This window comes from Mycobacterium montefiorense (genome assembly GCF_003112775.1).
Classification (GTDB): domain Bacteria; phylum Actinomycetota; class Actinomycetes; order Mycobacteriales; family Mycobacteriaceae; genus Mycobacterium; species Mycobacterium montefiorense.
The window spans coordinates 270,832-289,278 of the sequence record NZ_BFCH01000017.1; the positions used below are offsets into that span (position 1 = coordinate 270,832).

At 61.6% G+C, this 18,447-nt stretch carries 16 protein-coding genes and 1 pseudogene; 5 read left to right on the forward strand and 12 right to left on the reverse strand.

What is annotated here, in order from left to right:
* Positions 1–11: 11 nt before the first annotated feature.
* Complete coding sequence (ampC, locus tag DB708_RS11195; RefSeq protein ID WP_165839811.1) at positions 12–1,121, reverse strand: class C beta-lactamase; 1,110 nt, start codon at positions 1,119–1,121, stop codon at positions 12–14.
* Between the two features lie 291 nt (positions 1,122–1,412).
* On the opposite strand from ampC, the gene DB708_RS11200 reads away from it, so the two are divergent.
* The gene (locus DB708_RS11200; RefSeq protein ID WP_108921990.1) at positions 1,413–2,078 is read left to right on the forward strand and encodes a GntR family transcriptional regulator; all 666 of its coding nucleotides are present in this window, start codon (positions 1,413–1,415) and stop codon (positions 2,076–2,078) included.
* A gap of 30 nt (positions 2,079–2,108) precedes the next feature.
* Here DB708_RS11200 and DB708_RS11205 read toward each other — a convergent pair whose 3' ends face one another.
* The 3 genes from DB708_RS11205 to DB708_RS11220 form a co-directional block, all read right to left on the reverse strand.
* Positions 2,109–3,560: a xylulokinase gene (locus tag DB708_RS11205; protein ID WP_108921991.1), complete on the reverse strand. Its 1,452-nt coding sequence runs from the start codon at positions 3,558–3,560 to the stop codon at positions 2,109–2,111.
* Positions 3,561–3,569: 9 nt separating this feature from the next.
* Positions 3,570–4,052: a hypothetical protein gene (locus tag DB708_RS11210; protein ID WP_108921992.1), complete on the reverse strand. Its 483-nt coding sequence runs from the start codon at positions 4,050–4,052 to the stop codon at positions 3,570–3,572.
* 291 nt (positions 4,053–4,343) lie between these two features.
* Positions 4,344–4,532, reverse strand: a complete 189-nt coding sequence (locus tag DB708_RS11220; protein WP_108921994.1) for a hypothetical protein — start codon at positions 4,530–4,532, stop codon at positions 4,344–4,346.
* Positions 4,533–5,284: 752 nt separating this feature from the next.
* On the opposite strand from DB708_RS11220, the gene DB708_RS11225 reads away from it, so the two are divergent.
* The gene (locus DB708_RS11225; protein WP_108921995.1) at positions 5,285–5,929 is read left to right on the forward strand and encodes a superoxide dismutase; all 645 of its coding nucleotides are present in this window, start codon (positions 5,285–5,287) and stop codon (positions 5,927–5,929) included.
* Positions 5,930–6,110: 181 nt separating this feature from the next.
* Positions 6,111–7,742 (forward strand): annotated as a pseudogene (locus tag DB708_RS11230) (P-type ATPase); the annotation flags it as partial.
* 140 nt (positions 7,743–7,882) lie between these two features.
* Here DB708_RS11230 and DB708_RS11235 read toward each other — a convergent pair.
* The 7 genes from DB708_RS11235 to DB708_RS11265 form a co-directional block, all read right to left on the reverse strand.
* On the reverse strand, positions 7,883–8,878 hold the full coding sequence (locus DB708_RS11235) for an isocyanide synthase family protein (RefSeq protein WP_108921997.1): 996 nt from the start codon (positions 8,876–8,878) through the stop codon (positions 7,883–7,885).
* Positions 8,875–9,825 (reverse strand): cytochrome P450, encoded by a 951-nt coding sequence (locus tag DB708_RS11240; RefSeq protein WP_235616730.1) that lies wholly within the window; start codon positions 9,823–9,825, stop codon positions 8,875–8,877. The genes DB708_RS11235 and DB708_RS11240 overlap by 4 nt, the downstream gene beginning before the upstream one ends.
* Positions 9,826–10,207: 382 nt before the next feature.
* Entirely contained in the window at positions 10,208–11,008 is an 801-nt protein-coding gene (locus DB708_RS11245) for an ABC transporter ATP-binding protein (RefSeq protein ID WP_108921999.1), read from the reverse strand.
* The gene (locus DB708_RS11250; RefSeq protein WP_108922000.1) at positions 11,005–12,078 is read right to left on the reverse strand and encodes an iron chelate uptake ABC transporter family permease subunit; all 1,074 of its coding nucleotides are present in this window, start codon (positions 12,076–12,078) and stop codon (positions 11,005–11,007) included. The genes DB708_RS11245 and DB708_RS11250 overlap by 4 nt, the downstream gene beginning before the upstream one ends.
* A complete protein-coding gene (locus DB708_RS11255) occupies positions 12,075–12,899 on the reverse strand; it encodes an ABC transporter substrate-binding protein (protein ID WP_201263493.1) in 825 nt (274 codons plus the stop codon). Before DB708_RS11255 ends, DB708_RS11250 begins: the two co-directional genes overlap by 4 nt.
* A 200-nt stretch (positions 12,900–13,099) precedes the next feature.
* Positions 13,100–14,482 carry an MFS transporter gene (locus tag DB708_RS11260; RefSeq protein ID WP_108922001.1) on the reverse strand — a complete coding sequence of 461 codons (1,383 nt, stop codon included), beginning with the start codon at positions 14,480–14,482 and terminating at the stop codon, positions 13,100–13,102.
* 132 nt (positions 14,483–14,614) lie between these two features.
* Positions 14,615–16,129 (reverse strand): PPE family protein, encoded by a 1,515-nt coding sequence (locus tag DB708_RS11265; protein ID WP_165839803.1) that lies wholly within the window; start codon positions 16,127–16,129, stop codon positions 14,615–14,617.
* Between the two features lie 211 nt (positions 16,130–16,340).
* Here DB708_RS11265 and DB708_RS11270 point away from each other — a divergent pair, with 211 nt between their 5' ends.
* Complete coding sequence (locus tag DB708_RS11270; RefSeq protein ID WP_108922003.1) at positions 16,341–17,246, forward strand: SAM-dependent methyltransferase; 906 nt, start codon at positions 16,341–16,343, stop codon at positions 17,244–17,246.
* Between the two features lie 58 nt (positions 17,247–17,304).
* A complete protein-coding gene (locus DB708_RS11275) occupies positions 17,305–18,189 on the forward strand; it encodes an alpha/beta fold hydrolase (protein WP_108922004.1) in 885 nt (294 codons plus the stop codon).
* Between the two features lies 1 nt (position 18,190).
* Here DB708_RS11275 and DB708_RS11280 read toward each other — a convergent pair whose 3' ends face one another.
* Positions 18,191–18,403, reverse strand: coding sequence for a TOBE domain-containing protein (locus tag DB708_RS11280; protein WP_108922005.1), 213 nt, complete (start codon positions 18,401–18,403; stop codon positions 18,191–18,193).
* Between the last annotated feature and the right edge of the window lie 44 nt (positions 18,404–18,447).

The window sequence follows — 18,447 nt, forward strand, 5'->3', positions numbered from 1 at the left end:
ATCGTGAGTCATTACGCATGCTGAGCCGAAAGTACTTGTAATACGGTATAAGCAGCACTCACACGTGCGGCGTTGGGGACGTTCTTATTGGCCAGCATGACAATGCCGATCCGCTTTTCGGGTACAAACGCGACGTAGGCGCCGAAGCCATCGGTTGACCCGGTCTTGTTGAATAGTGTCGGTCCCGACTTGGTGGGCGACATGATCGGTGATACCGGGTTGGGTTGCATAGCCATGGTGTCGGAGTTGCCGGCGAGAAGCGCATCGAGACTGACCGGGTAGCGATATTGCTCCCAGCCCGGCCCCTGGACCATGCCGTTGACGTCGAAATAGCCGACATGAGTTCCTGATACGGCCCCGCCAAACGGTTCCGCAAGACTGTTGGGCGATATGTTGGCTTCGACGAAACGGAGCATATCCGCCGCGGAGCTCTTGACTCCGTACGCTTCGGCGGACAATACGCCTGGGGCAACCCGAACCGGTTCGTCGCCGGCGCTGTAGCCCCAGGCGTAGTCCTGCATCCGTGTCTGCGGCACCTCGATGTATGTGTCGATGAGTCCGAGTCCGGGCAAGATGTCACCTTGGACCAGATCGGTAAAACTTTTGTTCATCGCGATCGCGGTGAGGTAGCCGAGTAGAGCGATACTGGGGTTCGAATAGCGCCGCTGCTGCCCGGGGGCCGCGTCTGGCCTCCACTGCTGGAAGTAGCTCTGCATCTGTGCGTCGTTGGTCACTTCAGCCGGGAATTGCAGCGGTAGCCCTCCGGCGGTATAGGTGCCCAAGTGCAGGAGGCTGGCTTGATCAACAGCGCTGCCCAATAGATTCGGCAGGTACTTCCCAGGGTGATCGTCGAGCGAGATCCGGCCCAAGGCCAGCGCGTAGGACACTAGGGTGGCGGTGAATGTCTTGCTGAGCGAGCCGATCTCAAACAGCGACTCCGGGCGCACGGGGGCGCCGCCGTCTTTGGCAGCGACTCCATAGCTAAAATACCGATGTTTGCCATCGACCGTCACTGCGACCGCGATACCGGGGACGCCGTATCGCGCCATCAGCGGTCGAAAGGCACCATCCACCGTTGTCGCGACTAAGTCGGGACTTCCGGCAGCAGGACTAGCAACCATGCCAACTACGCATGCGATCGTCACGGAGACCGTCGTGATCGCTTTTGTGATCGTTCTCAATTGGTATCCTTCGCTGCGCAAGCCCGCAGGTGTCTTGCGCAGTAGCCGTGTTGATTTCAGTACGTTGTGCATGTTCGGGGCGCAGTGTCGTCGACAGGCCTTTGGGATGTTGTGCCACGAGTTGTGGTTCAAACAACCAGAAGTTGCTTACGCGTAAGTATAAGATCATATGCGAATTCCACTACTGCATATGAACTGTTAGTGAGGGGCGAGAGAAGGGATGGGCCGACAATGAGCGGCATCAGCACCGCAAGCCGACAAACCGGTGTCGATGTCGCGCGTGATTTGGTACGAAATTTGATTCTGCGCGGCGAGATTGCGCCTGGTAGCCGCCTCACTCTTGCGGATCTGGCGCGCAGAGTCGGCGTCAGCGTCACCCCGGTGCGAGAGGCACTACGTGACCTCGCTGCCAGCGGTCTGATTGACATCGATCCGCACAAAGGTGCGCGGGTTCACGCGTTCACCGCCGCCGAGATGGCAGAGACCTACGCACTGCGGTCCCTCCTCGAATCCCGGGCGATGGCAGAAGTCGCCAATCTAGAAGAAGAGGACCGGGTCGTGGCGTGCGCTCTGGCAGCCAAGCTGGCCACTCAGATGGAAGTGGAGTCGGACGTGGTGAATTGGGCGGCATTGAATCGAGACTTCCACGCTCGTCTGGCCGAACCGCTCCGCGAGGCTTGGCCGGTGTTGTTTGACTTAGTCGAGTCGCTTCGGAATAGATCGATGATGGCCATCGCAACCGCGTTGCGATCCCATCCTGACCATATGTCGCAATCTAATTGCGGCCACCGTGCCCTGATCGACGCAGTGCGCGTCGGCGATAGCGACTACGCGGGTCGCTTGACGACAAAGCACTTGAACCAGACCCTGAACGTGTTGTTGCGGTCGTTCGGCTGAGCGCACTAACATCGCTGTGCCGCAGCGCCTTCAGTATCGAGCATTGAATGGGCGCAGTGTCTCGTAAAGTGCCGTAAAGTGCGCGAACTTCTCGTCGTAATAGCCTCGATAAGCCGTTGTTGGCTCGAAAGTGCGTTCCGGTCTGACGAATCGCTCGGCCGCGTCGCGCAGGCTACCTACCATCTGGATGCCCACCCCGGCGAGCATTGCAGCCCCCAGCGCCGCTGCCTCCGGCACCCTCATCCGCTGCAGCACGATGCCTAACGCGTCTGCACGAATCTGACACCAAATGTCCGACTTCGCGCCCCCGCCGGTGATATTGGCCTGTGAAACGACTTGACCGGACGAGCTCTGCACCGCCTCTAGTGCCCACCGTGCCGAGAAGGCGACCCCCTCCGCGACGCTGCGCGCCATTTCGGGCGCGCCCGTCTGGGAATTGATGCGGGCGAACACGCCCCGCGATGTCGTGTCCCAGATCGGAGCCCGCTCCCCCTGTAAATGTGGCAAGAACAGAGGCACGGCCTCTAGACGATCGCATTGAGCTGTCAGCACAGACAATTGGTCAAGTGACTTACCCAGGATTTCGCTAAGCCACAGCAGCGCAGCTCCACCGGACTGCGTCGGCGCCGCATGCAGCACGATGTCCTGGTATGGAGGAAACACGACAACCCCAGGCGTCGGTTTTTCTTCCGTCGAGATGATGCCTACGATCTCGCTGGTTCCGCTCTGATACATCATGTCGCCGTGGCCAACCACCCCCGAACCAACCATTCCGGCCCACGCGTCCATCGTGCCGCCTACTACAGGCGTTCCAGCGCAGGGCATCCCTGCGCGTACCCGCCCGGCGATATGCTCAAGGCCGGCTAGCGGCGGTAGCAACTCTCGCGACCGTGGTACTAGCTCGAGGAATTCGTCGACATAGCCGCCGGGCCTCGCTAACCGCACAGCAGAGATCGCGTCGGAGACGACCGCCCCTGTCAACTGCATTACGCAATAATCCTTGGGCAACAATATATATCGAGCCGTCGCGTAGATGTCGGGATGAACTCGCGCCATGTGCGTCATCCGTGACAACGCGTGACTGGCATCGATTGGGACAGGTCGGCCCAGCCAAGCGGCGCTCTGTGCCGCACCGATCTGACCGGCGAGCTCGGCGGCGTCTGGTGCGCAGCGGGTGTCCTGCCAGGTGATTGCGGGCACGAGTGCATTGCCACCTGAATCGACAAAGACGTGCGTATTCGCCTGCGAGCTGATGCCGATCGCACCGAGCCGCGACAGATCATGCCGGGATGTGAACTCAGTCAGCGCCCCGACCAGACCTGTCATCCAATCGGCGGGATCCTGTTCGGCGCAGCCGGGCAACGGCCGTGAGATCGGCACAGGCTGTGTGAAGCCGGCAAGGCGCCTCCCCGCACTATCGATCAGGATCGCCTTTACCGCGCTGGTCCCGATATCAATGCCGATCAGGCAATCGCTCGCCACGGGTGCTAGTCAATCGCTGCGTTGATATGCATGAATCCCATTGAACCACTGATCGTTTAGCTGTCCCCGGGAGGTGGCGAACCTAATCAATTGCGCAATAGGATCCTCTGGCCGCAGATGCACTCGAGAGGTTTCCCAGTCGTGAAGTGCGTGGGGCTGCACGGGTGTTCGAAGGTGCGTCAAGATCTCGTCGAAATTCGAGAGCACGGGGTTGGGCGCATCGTCATCGCGGGCGTAAGTGGTTGGGGCATCTGTGATCTGGGCGTGATCCGCCATGACCCAGTCTTGGGCTTGGCGTAACCTGTCGTACCTGTCGCGCAATCGGGTGAGCTCCTGCCATACGTCAGTTACGCCACGTTTGATTGCTTCAGCGGGATTCCTGGCACCATCCAGCCTGGTCGCGACGAGGGCAACGCTATCCATCACCTCGTCGAGGTCTCGCGTCAGCATTTTCAGCTGCCGGTCTTTATGGCGGACGACCAGCGCGATCACTGCTTCGCATCGATTGATCAAAAGAAGTCAGGGCATCGTACAGAATGGCACGGTCGCGCCCGGGGGTGGCGACCTGCTCGATCAATTCGATCCACCTGCTCGTGCTGTGGTCCGCGCTATTCGGCGCCGGCAGCCGTGGGACCCGTGGAAGTTCTGCACGAATCTTCATTGCCTTGGCGCGCAGTCTAGTCGCGCGGTCGTATTGAGCCGACATGATTGCGCGCTTGTAGTGTGGGTTCGCGTCGGCGCGCCGTAGCACGACCTGGGCGGTAACTCGGCCCGCTGGCGGCGTCATGGCATGCCCTCGTAGCTGTTGCCGCGCTGGCTCTTTCGATCTTCCCGGCAGTTCAGTTGCTGTTTGAGGACCCGATGCGTGCTGATCCATGTTGTCGTGCTCGCGGCAATGTTCAGGTGGCCATGCATGCCTGCGCCATCGCGCGCCAGTACCCCATGCTGGTAGCTCTCGACTGCCAGACTCATGTGATGTTCAGATAGATGACTATGTATGTAGTATACATACGTTATGATGTTTGGACACTGTCGACGGAGGTCGGACCAAGATCGCGGAGTTGATTGCCTTAGCGCCGGCGAGGCCGCCACCCACGTGTTGATGCACGTCCCGGGCGTGGGTCGCGATCGCAGGGCGCCGCGTAGGCCTAGCTTTCGAATCCGAATGACGGGGACCCCTGGTTGCGGGTTTCATACCAAAATATATAATCAACATATTCATATATGTTAACGTGTCGGACGTACATCGATCTTCTATGTAAGTAGGCCGCGTACTTGGGTCGACTTGAGAACGGGGCGAGAGGAGGCTGGTATGAGGATTTGCATCGTGAATATTGCTGCGTTGGTGGTGATCTCGTCGGTCGTGGTTAGCCCTGCGCCGGCATCCACCGATATTCAAGCGAAGGTAGCGTGAATACAGCTCGATCAACTCACGGGAAGCCGGTGGCCGCCGGTAGCGTCTGCTACCAGCTGATTAACCGCCGATGGATTCAGTGAGCCCGTTCCCGCGCGGCACTTCCGCCGAATGTGTCTCGCGCCCGGGACGGCGCCGTAGCCATGAATTGGTCTTGAGGCCGGGACGTCGTCCGCCTTGTCTGACCTGGCACGGGGCATGGCAACTCCCACGACCAGGTAACTTTCAATAGCCTAATAAAATAGTTCGGAAGGCCAAACTTCTGAGCTACAGTCGGGTTGCACCATCGAAGCAAACGAGAGGTAACAGTATGCCGGGATATCGGTTGCCGGACCTGACCTACGATTACGCGGCGCTTGAACCAGTTCTTAGCAGACAGATCATGGAGCTCCATCACGGCGCGCACCACGCGGCCTATGTGAAAGGTGCGAATGCGACCGCCGCGCAGCTCGCAGAAGTTCGGGCCAGCGGCGATCTCGAGACTCTACCTGGTTTGGAGCGCACCTTGACCTTCTTTCTCGCCGGGCATGGCTTGCATTCGATGTTCTGGCGCAACCTTTCGCCCGATGGCGGCGGTGAGCCCGACGGGGAACTGGGTGCGGCGATCGGCGAATTCTTCGGCGGATTCGATGGCTTCCGTGCAGAGATGACATCCGTCACGACCACCGTTCAGGGTTCAGGCTGGGGCGCGCTGGCTTGGGATCCGATCGGGCAGCGTCTCGTGATACACCAAATTCACGACCACCACTTCAACCTGAACATAACCAGCGCTCCATTGCTCGTATTCGACGTCTGGGAACATGCCTTTCATATGCAATACCGGGACGGCAATGACTACGTCCAGCAGTTGTGGTCACTGGTGGACTGGGCTGACGTCAGTGCCCGGTTCGACGCGGCGCGAGCCGGCCGAACCCTCGGTGTCGTCAGCTGCGCTGTGATGAGTGAATTGGGTTGAGCCGACGGTGCATACGCGATCTACTTACCAGGCATCCACAACCCGCTACGGGTCACCGATCGCATTGAAATCAATACAAGATGTATGACTGAACTCCATGCCTGATGGTGCGAGATTGCATCGTAGATCGTGATTCGTCACGCGGTCATGGCACGCGATTACTTCGTCACCTTGCGTCGAGACGCACTACCTGGAGGTGAATATCACTGTGGCGACTGTGAATGCGGCAGCCCGCCAAGCGCCGCACCAGGGGGGCTATCAAGCCAAACTAGGTAGCACTCTTGATACCCAGGATGATAGAGATCCCGACGCGGCCCACGCGAGGCTTCTGCTGATCCGGTTGGCCGTTGCCGCCCTTCTCTTCCTGCCCCTGGCCGACCTGGCCGTGATGTTCACCGCGGAGCCTCACACCCGATTCACCGGGTGGCAGTGGGTTTTGACCGCGCTTACCTTCCCGATCGTAACTTGGGCGGCACGGCCGATCCACCGCGTTGCGATTCGCAATGCGCGCCAACGTAATAGCTCGATGGAAACGCTAGCCGCGGTGGCTATCACCGCCGCCACGATCTGCTCGGCATACACCGTTTTTGTCTTCGGTGATCAGCGGCCTGTGGAGGCTAAGGCTGCATGGCAGGCGTTGCTGTCAAGCGACGCCATCTATTTCGAGGTTGCCGCGGGTGTAACCGTTGTCGTGCTGGCCCAACGCTATTTCCAGGCGCGCGCCAAGGCGAAGGCAGGAAGCGCTCTGCGGGCCCTGGTCGCGCAGCGTGTCAAGGATGTTGCCGTCGTGGGGCCGGACGGGTCTGAGATCGTGATCCCTGTCGTCGAACTCAAAGAGCAACAACGCTTTCTAGTACGCCCCGGGCAGACGGTCGCCGTAGACGGCCTGGTTGTTGACGGGTCGGCCACCGTGCACGCCAGCGCCCAGATTGACGAAGCCGACCCGATCCGTGTCGATCCCGGCGCACAAGTAATCGGCGGCACCGCGGTGCTCGAAGGCAGGTTGGTCGTCGAAGCCGCTGGGCCAGGCGAGGACGCCGAATTCACCGACATCGTCCGCATGGCCGAGCAGGCGCAGACCCAGCAACCCGACGCACAACGATTCGCCGACCGCATCGGCTCGGTGTTCGTTGCCTTTGCCTTAGCCGTGGCGGCCCTGACAGCCGTCGAATGGCTACTCACCGAAAATGGACTCACGCGGGCATTCTCGGCTGCAATCGCCGTGCTCGTCGTGGCATGTCCATGCGCGTTGCAACTAGCGACCCCGACTGCGATGACACTCGCCTCGAGCCGCGGGGCCCAGCTCGGAATCTTCTTCAAGCGCTATCAATCGATGCAAACCGGCCGTGTCGTCGACACCCTGGTGTTCGTCGAAGTCGACGGTGAACCGTGCGATCCGACGGTCCACAACCGCGGCATCCGAACTGTCCTGGTGACCGCCCGCAAGGCTCCACCCCTAGCCGACCAGGCTGACCACCGCGGATTCGACGAGGTTATTGCCGACGTTGCGCCCGAGTCCATCGAAGATGTCATAACGCAGCTGCGCGCCCGCGGGCAGGTGGTCGCGATGATCGGTGCCAGCGTCATTGACGCGCCGGCACTGGCTCGCGCGGACCTCGGCATTGCCATCGGAGGCGGTGCCGACGCCGCGATCGAGGCCGCCGACATCATCTTGTTCCGCGAGGGCATCGACGGTGTGCCTCTGACCCTCGACCTGGCTGCCGCGACAATGCGAACCGTCAGAGGAAACATGTTTTGGGCTGTGGGCTACCACGTCGTCGCGATCCCGATCGCCGCCGCGGGATTACTCAACCCCCTGGCCGCGGTCGCGGCGATGGCATTCTCGGCGTTGTTCGTGGACTTAAACAGCCTGCGGCTGTGCAACTTCGGGAGTGCACTGGGCACGGCGAATCGCCGCTCTCGCCTGCGAAGGTTTCGACGATAGCGCGGCCATCAAGCCGGGTTCACTCGATAATGCCAGATCCTGCCGTCGCGCATTTCTGGAAGGCCTTCTGCGCGAGCGGAATCGTGTCTGACCAAGCGCGGCCGGCCCCGCTGATCGTAAAGGACAACCGCATGCCAGGGCGTGGTCCATCCGCTGTCGGGCTCTACGGAAGGGATGAGACTCACTCCGAACTTGTCCGCACCCAATGGCTGCGGGTGGATCGAAAGCCGCACTGCGCGCGGCATGTAGCTGTGCACGATCGCCCCCCAAGCCTTGGATCGCGCCAATACCCGGTAGGCACGTCGCGTTGCTTCGCGCTGTTGCTGCGACGAGGTCGCGGTGCTGTTCCCGGCATCTTCGCGGAGGAATCGGGTCATTCCCCGGATGACCCGCGCAACTTCACGATCGGTCCGGGCTTGCCGGCGGAGGCCTTCAACCGAGCCCATCCATCCCCGCTCGAGGCGCAAGCGCTTGTTTTCGATCTCCTCGGTACCCCACATGTCCTGCAAGTCGAATGTGTTTAGGCTACAGAGGTTCTCGTCCTGGATTAGCCTCGCGAGGTCGTCCTTATAAACGGTGACAGTGCCGTCGCAGACGCCGACAATATCGGCGAACACATGCCCGTCCGAGCAGATTGTCAGCCGGGCGCCCGGAGCGTAGATAGCTGCGATTTCATCACATAGATTTTGGAGGGTTCGCAGGGCCAGCCGCTCGCCTTCGTCGGGACGTGTTCCGGCCACCTTGTTCAGATTCGGTGACTTGCAGGGAAATGCGGGCAACGCAAATTCGATGGGCTCATTGCCGAGTAGGAAGTCAAGAATCCGTATCCATTGGGGCCGCAGGCTGACCCATGCCGGGGCCTGGCGGGACTCGGAACCATGCTCGGCGAGGTCTTCACCAGCGAACACCCGCCGATACCTGACCAGGATCTCAATGATGGATTCGGTCAGTTCGGCGGCCTTGGTCGTGCAGAACTGGTATTCGGCCAGATTTGCAACAGTCATGGGCGGCCCAGCTTCTGTGAATAGGTGGCGGGTAACGAGCTGACGGCTCGGGTCAGGGGCGCGGTTGACCACCGCAACTCGTTGCGCTGCGCGGAGATGGCAAGGTCGGGTAGGCGAATCAGCAGCGCGTGCAGTGCTTCACGCAATTCGATACGGGCAAGCGCCGCCCCCGGGCAGGCATGCGGTCCGAATCCGAATGCCAAGTGCGGATTGGGTTCTCGGTCGATATCGATGTCGTCGGGAGCGGGAAAGACCCGAGAGTCCCGGTTGGCGGCCCCGAGCGCGACGATGACCGAATCCCCGGCCGGAATAGGGGTTCCGAACAGATCTGTCGGCGCATCGAGGAAGCGCCAGGTGGTCAGTGAGAATGCGCTGTCATGGCGCAGGAATTCCTCGACCGCGCGAGCCAGGTCTGTTGGTCGCGTCCTCAATCGCTCGGCCAGGCCCGGGACGCCGAACAGATCCAGCAGGCACAGTTGTAATTGTGCGGATACCGGATCTTGCCCGGCGACAAGCAGTTGGAAGATCATCGAATCGCGCTCGCGGCCGGTGATATTTCCGGTGTCGCTAGCGCCGATGACCTTCGACAAGATGCTTTGATCGTCGCCGGAGTCTCGAATGGTCGTGACGACCTCGGCGATATAGTCCTGCAGTTCGTGCAGCCTCCTCGCGTAGATTGCGCGATCCGGGTGCCGCGGACCGACCGGTGCGACGACCGAGCCCCATGCTCGATCGAACTTGTTGCGTAATTGCGGGGGCAATCCGATTGCCCGCGCCAGCGCCAGAAGCGATAGTGGCGCAGCCAAAGCCGATACCAGATCCACCGTTGCTGGTCCCGACGCCGGGTCTGGGAAGTTGTCGATGAGATCGTCTATGTCCGCCCGTATCTCGGTGCGTAGACCTTCGGTACGCCGCGACGACAGCGCTCCCGCGACAAGGTGACGCATGCGCTGATGACGCTCGCCATCGACATGGAGGAGATGGGCCTGAAGCTCAGAATGCTGTGGTTCGGGCATGATTGACGCGTTCGCAAGGAAATGGGGGTTTGCCCGGCCATGGTCCTTTCCCAGCCGGGGATCCGTGCAAGCACGTCGGGCCGCGTCGTGCCCCGTGATGAGCCAGGCGTGGACCGCGGGAAACTGAACCGGATGTACGGCCCCGCTGTTGGTTAGATCACGAAACAACCGGTACGGGTCCTCGTGATAAGCATCGCCCTCCAATCGAACGCGAGCCACAGCCGGGTCCGGGGCTCCGAAAAGTTCCTGCTGTGCTGGGCACCTCCCCGAGGACATACGCGGCACCTTTCTCTCGCTGTTCTGTTGACTTCGGCTAGCCATCAGTGGCGCCCGGTGATCTCCGACGGTGTCTTCGGCGAAGCAGTAGACGGGGCCTGCCGGTGATCTCGTCGCGTATCAACGAGCCGTCCACGCCGAAGACATGGCGAAGCGTCTCGGGGATAAAGGTGTGTTCGGGAGTGCCGACGCTATGAACGGTTCCCTCGTGAAGGACAACAACTTTCGCTGCGTACTGCGCGGCCAGGTCGAGGCTGTGCAGCGCAGCAATGACGCCGACTTGCAGCGACGAACAAAGTTCGAGCACTTCAATTTGATGTTCTGGATCCAGGTGATTGGTCGGTTCGTCGAGCACCAGAACCTGTGGTTGCTGGGCCAGCGCCCGGGCGAAGAGGACGCGTTGCCGTTCACCACCGGACAGCGTGGAAACAGAACGATCCGCCAGGGTGTGGCATCGGCACCGACGCAAGCAATCATCAATGATTTCTTCGTCGTGAGAGCTGAGCCGACCAAATGCCCCTAGGTGAGGAGAACGCCCCAAACTGACGGTCTCGCGCACAGTGAAGTCGTATCCGCCATGGTGGTCTTGCCCTAGAGCTCCAATACTGCGCGCAATATCTTGGTGCCCCAAGGTATTCCACGCATCGACGCCGTCGAGCAGGATCCGTCCTGATCGCGGTCGCAGGGCTCGGTAGACGGACTTGAGCAGGGTAGATTTTCCACTGCCGTTGGGTCCGACGAGTGCCACGAATTCGCCTGGATCGACAGTGAACCCAGCGTCGACGATCGCCGGGCGGTGTGAGTACGCCACCGCAACGTTGTCGATCGTCAATCTCACGCTAGACCCACCGTGCCAGTCCGGCTGCGGCCTAAGATGCCGAGGAAGACAGGAACGCCGATCGCCGCCGTCAGGATGCCGATGGGCAGCTCACTCGGAGCCAAGACCAGCCGCGCCGCTGTATCGGACCACACCATGAGCAATGCTCCGAGCAAGGTGGCAACCGGAATCGATCGGCGATGATTGGCACCGACCAGCAGTCGGGCCAGATTGGGGATGACCATTCCGACAAAGCCGATTGTCCCTGAAACGGCCACTGCGGTTCCGGTCAGCAAGGTGATGACCCCCAGCAACACCAAACGGGTCCGATGGGTATTAAGTCCAAGTGCGGCAGCGGCATCGTCGCCGAGTACCAACAGATTCAATTTTCTGCTCAGCATTCCCGACGCGATGCACACGGCGGCTACTACTGCCGCGCACGGAATGGCGAACAGCCATCGTGCGCCGGCGATGCTCCCCAGCAGCCAAAACAGCACCTGCTGTTGAGCATCCGATCGCCGGGTGTGTAACAGCAGAAATGAGGTCAGCGCCGCAAGAAACTGACCAATGGCACATCCGGTCATCACCAATTTTCCGGGGACCAGTCGGCCCGATGACCTCGACAAGCCGAAAACCAGCAGCGCGGTTACCACGGCCCCCGCGACTGCCGCACATGGCACGGCTAGCATGCCTAGGCCGGCTGCTCCCGTGGTCGTGACGACCAGTACCGCCCCCACGCTCGACCCCGACGAGAGTCCAAAGATGAACGGGTCCCCCAAGGGATTTCGGATCAGGGCTTGGCTTAGCAGTCCGGCTAACGCCAGGCCCGCTCCGATCGCGATACCCTCCACCACCCTCGGGGCGCGCAACTGCCAGATGATGAAATCATTTGGCAAAGAGCTGGCTTGCCCACCGCAGAGATGAGCGACGAGGACGCGAGCCACTGCAGTGGGCGAAACCCAGACCGGGCCCAAGCCAATCGAAACAATCATTGATGCCAACGTCGCAGCCAACAGCGGCCAGGTTAGTGCCCAAAGCGGAACTTTCGCGAGTGCGGCTGCCACGCGGTCACCCCGGTGCTGCGTATTCATGCCGGCGGTTGCCGTAGCACGCGGGCGATGCGAGCCACGGCCTCACCGTTGAGCACGCTCGGTGAGATCGCAATGCTTTGTGGGACAGCGACCAACCGCCCCTCGCGCACTGCGGTGGTGGCGGCTAACACGGGACTTTGGCGGATCGAGGCCGTCAATTCCTGGTCACTGACCGGTGCAAAACCGGTCACGACGACGATGGCTTGCGGGTCGCGCGCCACTACCACCTCGGGACTGAGGCTGGCGAAGTCCATGTCGATGTCGCCGGCGATGTTGCGACCGCCCGCCAACGCGATCACTCCGTTAGCCAAACTCCTTGCGCCTTGGGTCAAGACGGGTTGCCCGCCAACGGGCGCAGCCGACAAGACAAGAACACGCATCGGGGTAGCACCGGGTGCGGGCCGGACACGGTCGAGCTCTCCGCGGATGCGTGCGTTCAGCTCATTGCCACGCTGGGTGACGTTGAGAAGCTTTGCCGTCTGATCGATGAATGTTGTGGTGACCGATAGATCTGGCACCGGCCCCGGAATTGCGGGGTCTTGGCACGCCACGATCACCTCCGCCCCGGCTTCGTGTAGCTGCTGCACCGTGGGAGTGCCGTCGAAGCCGCCGAAGCTGTACAGCGAGACCCCGACGACGAGGTCGGGTTTCGCATTGATCACTGCTTCCGCGGAGCCGCGCTGCGAGTCGATCACCGGGATGCGAGCGAGCTGACTTCTTTGTGGTTGGGCGAACGCATCAAAGAAGTCCGGACTCGCCGTGCCGACGATGCGATCACCCACACCCAACTCGGTGAGGATTGCCGCAGCGCCGCCGTCCATCGTCACAATCCGCTGCGGCGGCGCCGATAACGACGGCGCTGAGGGGCAGGGTGGGGCTTGCGGATGCACAAGCATCGGTTTCGATGCATTCGAGCCGGTGTGATACGGGAGGGGGCCCGGCGAGCACGACGACAGCACGCAGGCGAGCGCCGTCACCCCCGCAGCTATCCGTGTTGCTGATCGAAGTCGCGGCCGACCGGTCATCTCGCACATGCGGTTTGGTTCCCCCGTTGTCGCGACGCCGCGATCGCGACGGTTCCTGCGAAAGCGGCGGTGCCTCCCAGTAATACGGGTGCCAGCGGAGCCACCAGGTGCATCGCCCCTACCGCGCAGGCTGGACCTGCTGCAAACCCGACATTGCGGGCTAACTGACTGCTGCCGCTGAGGATCGCACGTTCCGCTGTGGTGTGAGCTCGGCTGAACAGCAATGCCTGGGTGGGAGCTCCGTACAGTCCCATGCCTACGCCGGCTATTGCCAGTCGCCAACCGGTTTGCATTGGGGTCCAGCCAGAGGGCATATCAAGGAAGAGCAGGGCGGCGACTCCCACGACCACACCGCCGGCACATGCGACTGTGGTGGCAGAAAGTCGATCGGCCAGTTTCCCGCCGATAAGGCCAAAAACGGCCATTGTCAATGGGAATGCCATCAGTGCTGCACCGGTGCCAGCGGGGTCTATGTGATTCGCGGCGTCTTGCATAGTCACCGAAACGGTGTAGGTCAAGACGACAAACCCCAAAGCCAGTAAGGCAATCGCGACATGGATGGACTTCGTCGCAGTGTGCCGCAGCACCGTAGTTTGGCTTCGCCCAAAAGCTTTCACCCACACCACCAGCAGCGCCCCGCCGGCCACGGCAGCCACCACCATTGACCACCCGCGTGCGAACCCACCGATCGCAAACAACAGCAAGGCAATTCCGGCCGCGCTGATCACCGCGCCGGTGCTCTCCCGGCGCCAACAGAACGTCGGCGTCGTGGTGTGGCCCGGGTCGGGCGGGCGGGTCGATGCCGCCGCAAAAAGTACAAGCGCCAGTACGCATACGGGAACATGGAGTAAGAAGACGCTGCGATAGTCGAAGTGAGCCACCAGGAACCCGGCCACACCGGCGCCGACTGCGCCGCCGAGGGGGCCGCTGATCACGGGCACGCTCATCGCACGACCCAAAAATGCCGGAGGTGCGGCCGTAGCGGCAAGTAATGGCATCTGTACCAACAACGCCGACGCGCACACCCCCTGGGCGGCCCGAGCCGCGACCAACCAGGACATCGTGTCCGCGACTGCGCACAGCGCCCCGGACACGGTGAACAAAATGATGGTGACAGGCACGGCGATTCGCATGCTGATCGAGGCGAATAGCGATCCGAAGAACAGTAGGAGTGCCGCAACTGGGATCTGGTACCCCAACAAGATGAACGACGCCACCGCAGTCGATGTGTCGAAAGCTTTCATCACCGAGGGGACGACTACAGTCGCGACGTTACCGTCGGCCATGGCCACGAAAGACATCGCTCCGGCGACGGCGACCATGCGCCAGTTGACGCCCTCGATGTCCTTTTCAATCAGCGATTCTCGCGCGCTGCGCAAACTGCCCTCCTGGTTAACGGATCTTCAGACCCACTGGATTGGCTGTGGCAATTCGTCGAAATCTAAACTGCCCCTTGGGCGAATCCATCGACGCGATGGCGGGCACGTTCAATCGCCATGGATGGCTGCCCGCTATGCATGGTCGACGCCCCAGGCGCTGGGCACTAGCGGCGCAGTCCGGTCTATGTCTTCGACCGCGGGGTCGTAGATCAACCCCCTGGGTTCGCGTCCGGTGTGGGCGGCACCGGAGCAACCCATCGGGCCGGATCCCTCTGCGGACGACCATGATTCGGGAACGGCCGACAGGTCCTGGTGTGGTTCATATTCCAGGTACTCATGTCGGTGAGCGCGGTCGTTGATCTTGGTCTTTGTTCGCCGGCTTACCCCGGCTGGTCCAGCAGTAACGCTGGTTGCCGACTGCGGCGCGCTGCTGGGTGCAGCGGCTCTGATCGCGGTAGTCGCCGGTGGGCCTAGCCGACCGCCGGGATCGGGAGTACCGGCCGCGGCATAGAGCGACGGCGCGTTGGGTGCCGGTGGCGCCGTGGCCGGTGCCGATGTGGCGGCGTGCGCGGGCGCCGCCGGAGCGGATGGTGGCGTGCTGGTGGGTCCCGTGAAAACGGACGGGGCGATCATCGGCGTGAGCCGCTGGATCGCGGACGGGCTGGGGACGGGCTGCAGTGGAGCGGCGGGCGGAGCAGCCTGGATGCCCGGTGGGATAGCGCCGAGGGCTGCCAGGCCGCCCACGCCCGCGGCTGCGAGAAGCGCGCCGGGGGCAATCAGGGGGAGCAAATAGGGCGCGGCCAATATCAGTAGCTGACTCGCATGTACGAGAGCCATCGAGGCATAGATAAGGACGAGGAAGAAGCTCCCGATGCTGGGATGTAGAAACAAGTCCGGGATCAGTTGGAAGAGCAGTGTCTTCAAAGTGCCGAGAAGACCGTTCAGGATCTGCTGTGGAGTAAAACTTGACGGATCCAGCAGCCATTTGATGAAAAACTCGTATTGCTGTAGCAGGGTTTGGATGAGCCACTTGATCTGGTTCCAGAAGCCGTCCGGCGGCGGGGGAGGTCCCATGCCATCGTGCATGCCGGACGAACCCGGCTCGTCCACGGCGAGGATGCGGGGGGCGGGTGTAGTGACTGGTGCCGACGCCAACGCTATCGCAGATGTCACTTGGTAAAGCGACATCGTTTGAGCAGCCTGGATCCACATTCGGGCATAATCTGCTTCATTGAGAGCAATCGGAATAGTGTTGATGCCAAAGAAATTGGTGCCAACCAGGACGGCATGTAGGGCGTGGTTGGCGGCTAACTCCGGGAGGGTTGGCATTTCGGAGACCGCGGCGATGTAGGCGGCCGCGGCCGTGTCGTGTGCAACGGCCCTCATGGCGCTATCGGCGGCCGCCTTCTCCAGCCAGGCCAGGTAGGGGCCGTGTGCCGAGATGTAGCAGTCACTGCTTGGCCCCTGCCATGAACTCGTGCATGTCGCGGCGAGCAGGCAACTCAACTCGGCGGCGGCCTGGGCGTACTGATCGCTCAGGTACTGCCACTGCGCCGCCGCAGCAAGCAACGATCCTGGACCTGGGCCGCTGTCCAGCAGGCTCGAATGCACCTCCGGAGGGAAGGCCATCCATATGGGCGCAGTCACACTACCTCCTCGCGCGATGCCATACAGCATCGACTGAGCTAACTGTATATAAATCGTAAAATCACATAATGTCAGCGCGACGAGGCAACTGACGTTCCAGTGAGTAGTCGGTGCGAGAGGCAAAAAAGTTCCCGGCCATCCGTCGCTCTTGACCAGAGATCGCTGATTCTAAGCAGTTTCAGCATGAGAAGTCCTGGTACTGTGCGCAAGCATGCGCACGGATAGAGACACGTGGGACATCACAACTGGTGTCGGTTCGACGGCGCTATTCGTTGCTGCAGCACGCGCCCTGGAGGCTCGCAAACTCGCACCGCTCGCCGTTGACCAGTACGCCGAACTCTTTTGCCGCGCCGCTGGAGGCGATTGGTTGGAGTTGCTCGACGGAGCCGCCCCCCACCACAAGCTCTGCACCGATGACTTCGGTCAGCACTTCGTGAACTACCAGGGCGCGCGGACAAAGTATTTCGACACGTTCTGTGCTTCTGCAATCGCGGCGGGGATACGCCAGGTCGTGATTTTAGCCGCCGGTTTGGATTCTCGCGCGTACCGATTGCAATGGAACCCTGACACTGTGTTGTTCGAGCTGGACCAGCCGCTGGTTCACGCATTCAAACGACGAGTGCTGACGACGACCGGCGCCGTTGCGCGCACCACCCGACGCGAGGTCGCTGTCGATCTGCGGGATAACTGGGGTAAATCCTTACAGGACAACGATTTTGATCCCACACAGCCGACTGCTTGGTTAGTCGAAGGACTGTCGATGTATCTCGGCGGCGATGCCCAAGGACAACTCTTCGACGCGATCGCGACACTGTCGTCACCCGGTAGCATGATCGCCCTCGAGCAGATGGCGGTTCAGCCAGATGTGGTGCTGGACAGGTTGTCCGACGACGCTGCCGAACGCGGCGACGCTGGCGAGCTGAGATTCCTGTCGCTGATCTGCAACCAGCGACGCGACGAGGCCGCCACGTGGTTTCGGTGTCACGGCTGGCAGGTCGAACGCATCGAGCTGCTGGACCTCTTGAACGCCAGCGACCGGGCAACACCGGAGATAGGCCGGCATGCCTGGTTTATGTTCAGTGCCCTTAGCCTCGTCACCGCCGTGCGAGCCGGATAGCTCTTTGCCGACGTCGAGCTGTTCAGCGAGATAGCCTTTTCTGCGATAGCTTTCAAGCATGGTCACCATGCCGGCGTTAGATGGCGTTGAACATCGGTACGTAGGTCTCGGCGACGGCGTGACAATCCACGTCGCCGACGCCGGTCCGGCCGACGGGCCGGTCGTGATGCTGGTGCATGGCTTCCCAGAGAACTGGTGGGAGTGGCACGAACTGATTGGCCCACTGGCCGCCGACGGCTACCGGGTGTTGTGTCCGGATCTGCGTGGTGCCGGCTGGAGTTCGGCGCCCCGATCGCGGTATCTGAAGGCCGAATTGGCCGAAGATCTCGCGGGCGCGCTGGACAACTTGGGCATCGAGAAGGTGAAGCTCGTCGCCCACGACTGGGGTGGACCCGCCGCCTTCATAATGATGCTGCGCCATCCGGAGAAGGTGACCGGCTTTTTCGGACTGAACACCGTGGCGCCCTTCGTGAAGTTCGATCTGGCGGCGGTCCGTGACCTCTGGCGATTCTGGTATCAGGTTCCGATGTTGTTGCCCGTCATCGGGCCCCGGGTGATCAGCGATCCCAACTCGCGATTTCTCCGAATGCTGGGTTCCTGGGTCGGCGGCGGGTTCACCTTGCCCGACGACAGCGTCCGGCTGTACAACGAGTGCATGCGCCAGCCCGGACACGCGGAGGCCGGTTCGCGGTGGTATCGCAGCTTCCAGACCACGGAGATGCGCCGCTGGATTCGCGGCGAGTACAACGACCATCGCGTTGAGGTACCGGTGCGCTGGCTCAGCGGTACCGAGGACCCGGTGGTTGTTCCGCGGCTATTGGACGGATACGCCGATCGCATCAGCGATTTCGACGTTGAGCTAGTCGATGGCGTCGGCCACTGGATCGTGGCGCAGCGACCAGACTTGGTGCTGGACCGGTTGCGCGCGTTTCTGGAGCTCTGAGTTACTCGACGCCGATGGTGACTTCGGTGGACTTGATGAACACCGTCGCGGGCTGACCGACCTTGAGGCCGAGCTCGGTCGCCGCGTCCTTGGTGACCGACGATGTGATGACCTGATCGCCGCCGTCGAGCTTGATCTTGACGACTGCCATCACGGTCCCGAGATCGACCGCGGTGATGGTCCCTTTGAGCTGATTTCTTGTGGATAGCCGCATTGCAGTCCTTAGGTGTCTAGGGGTGCGATGAGCCTAACCCGGCG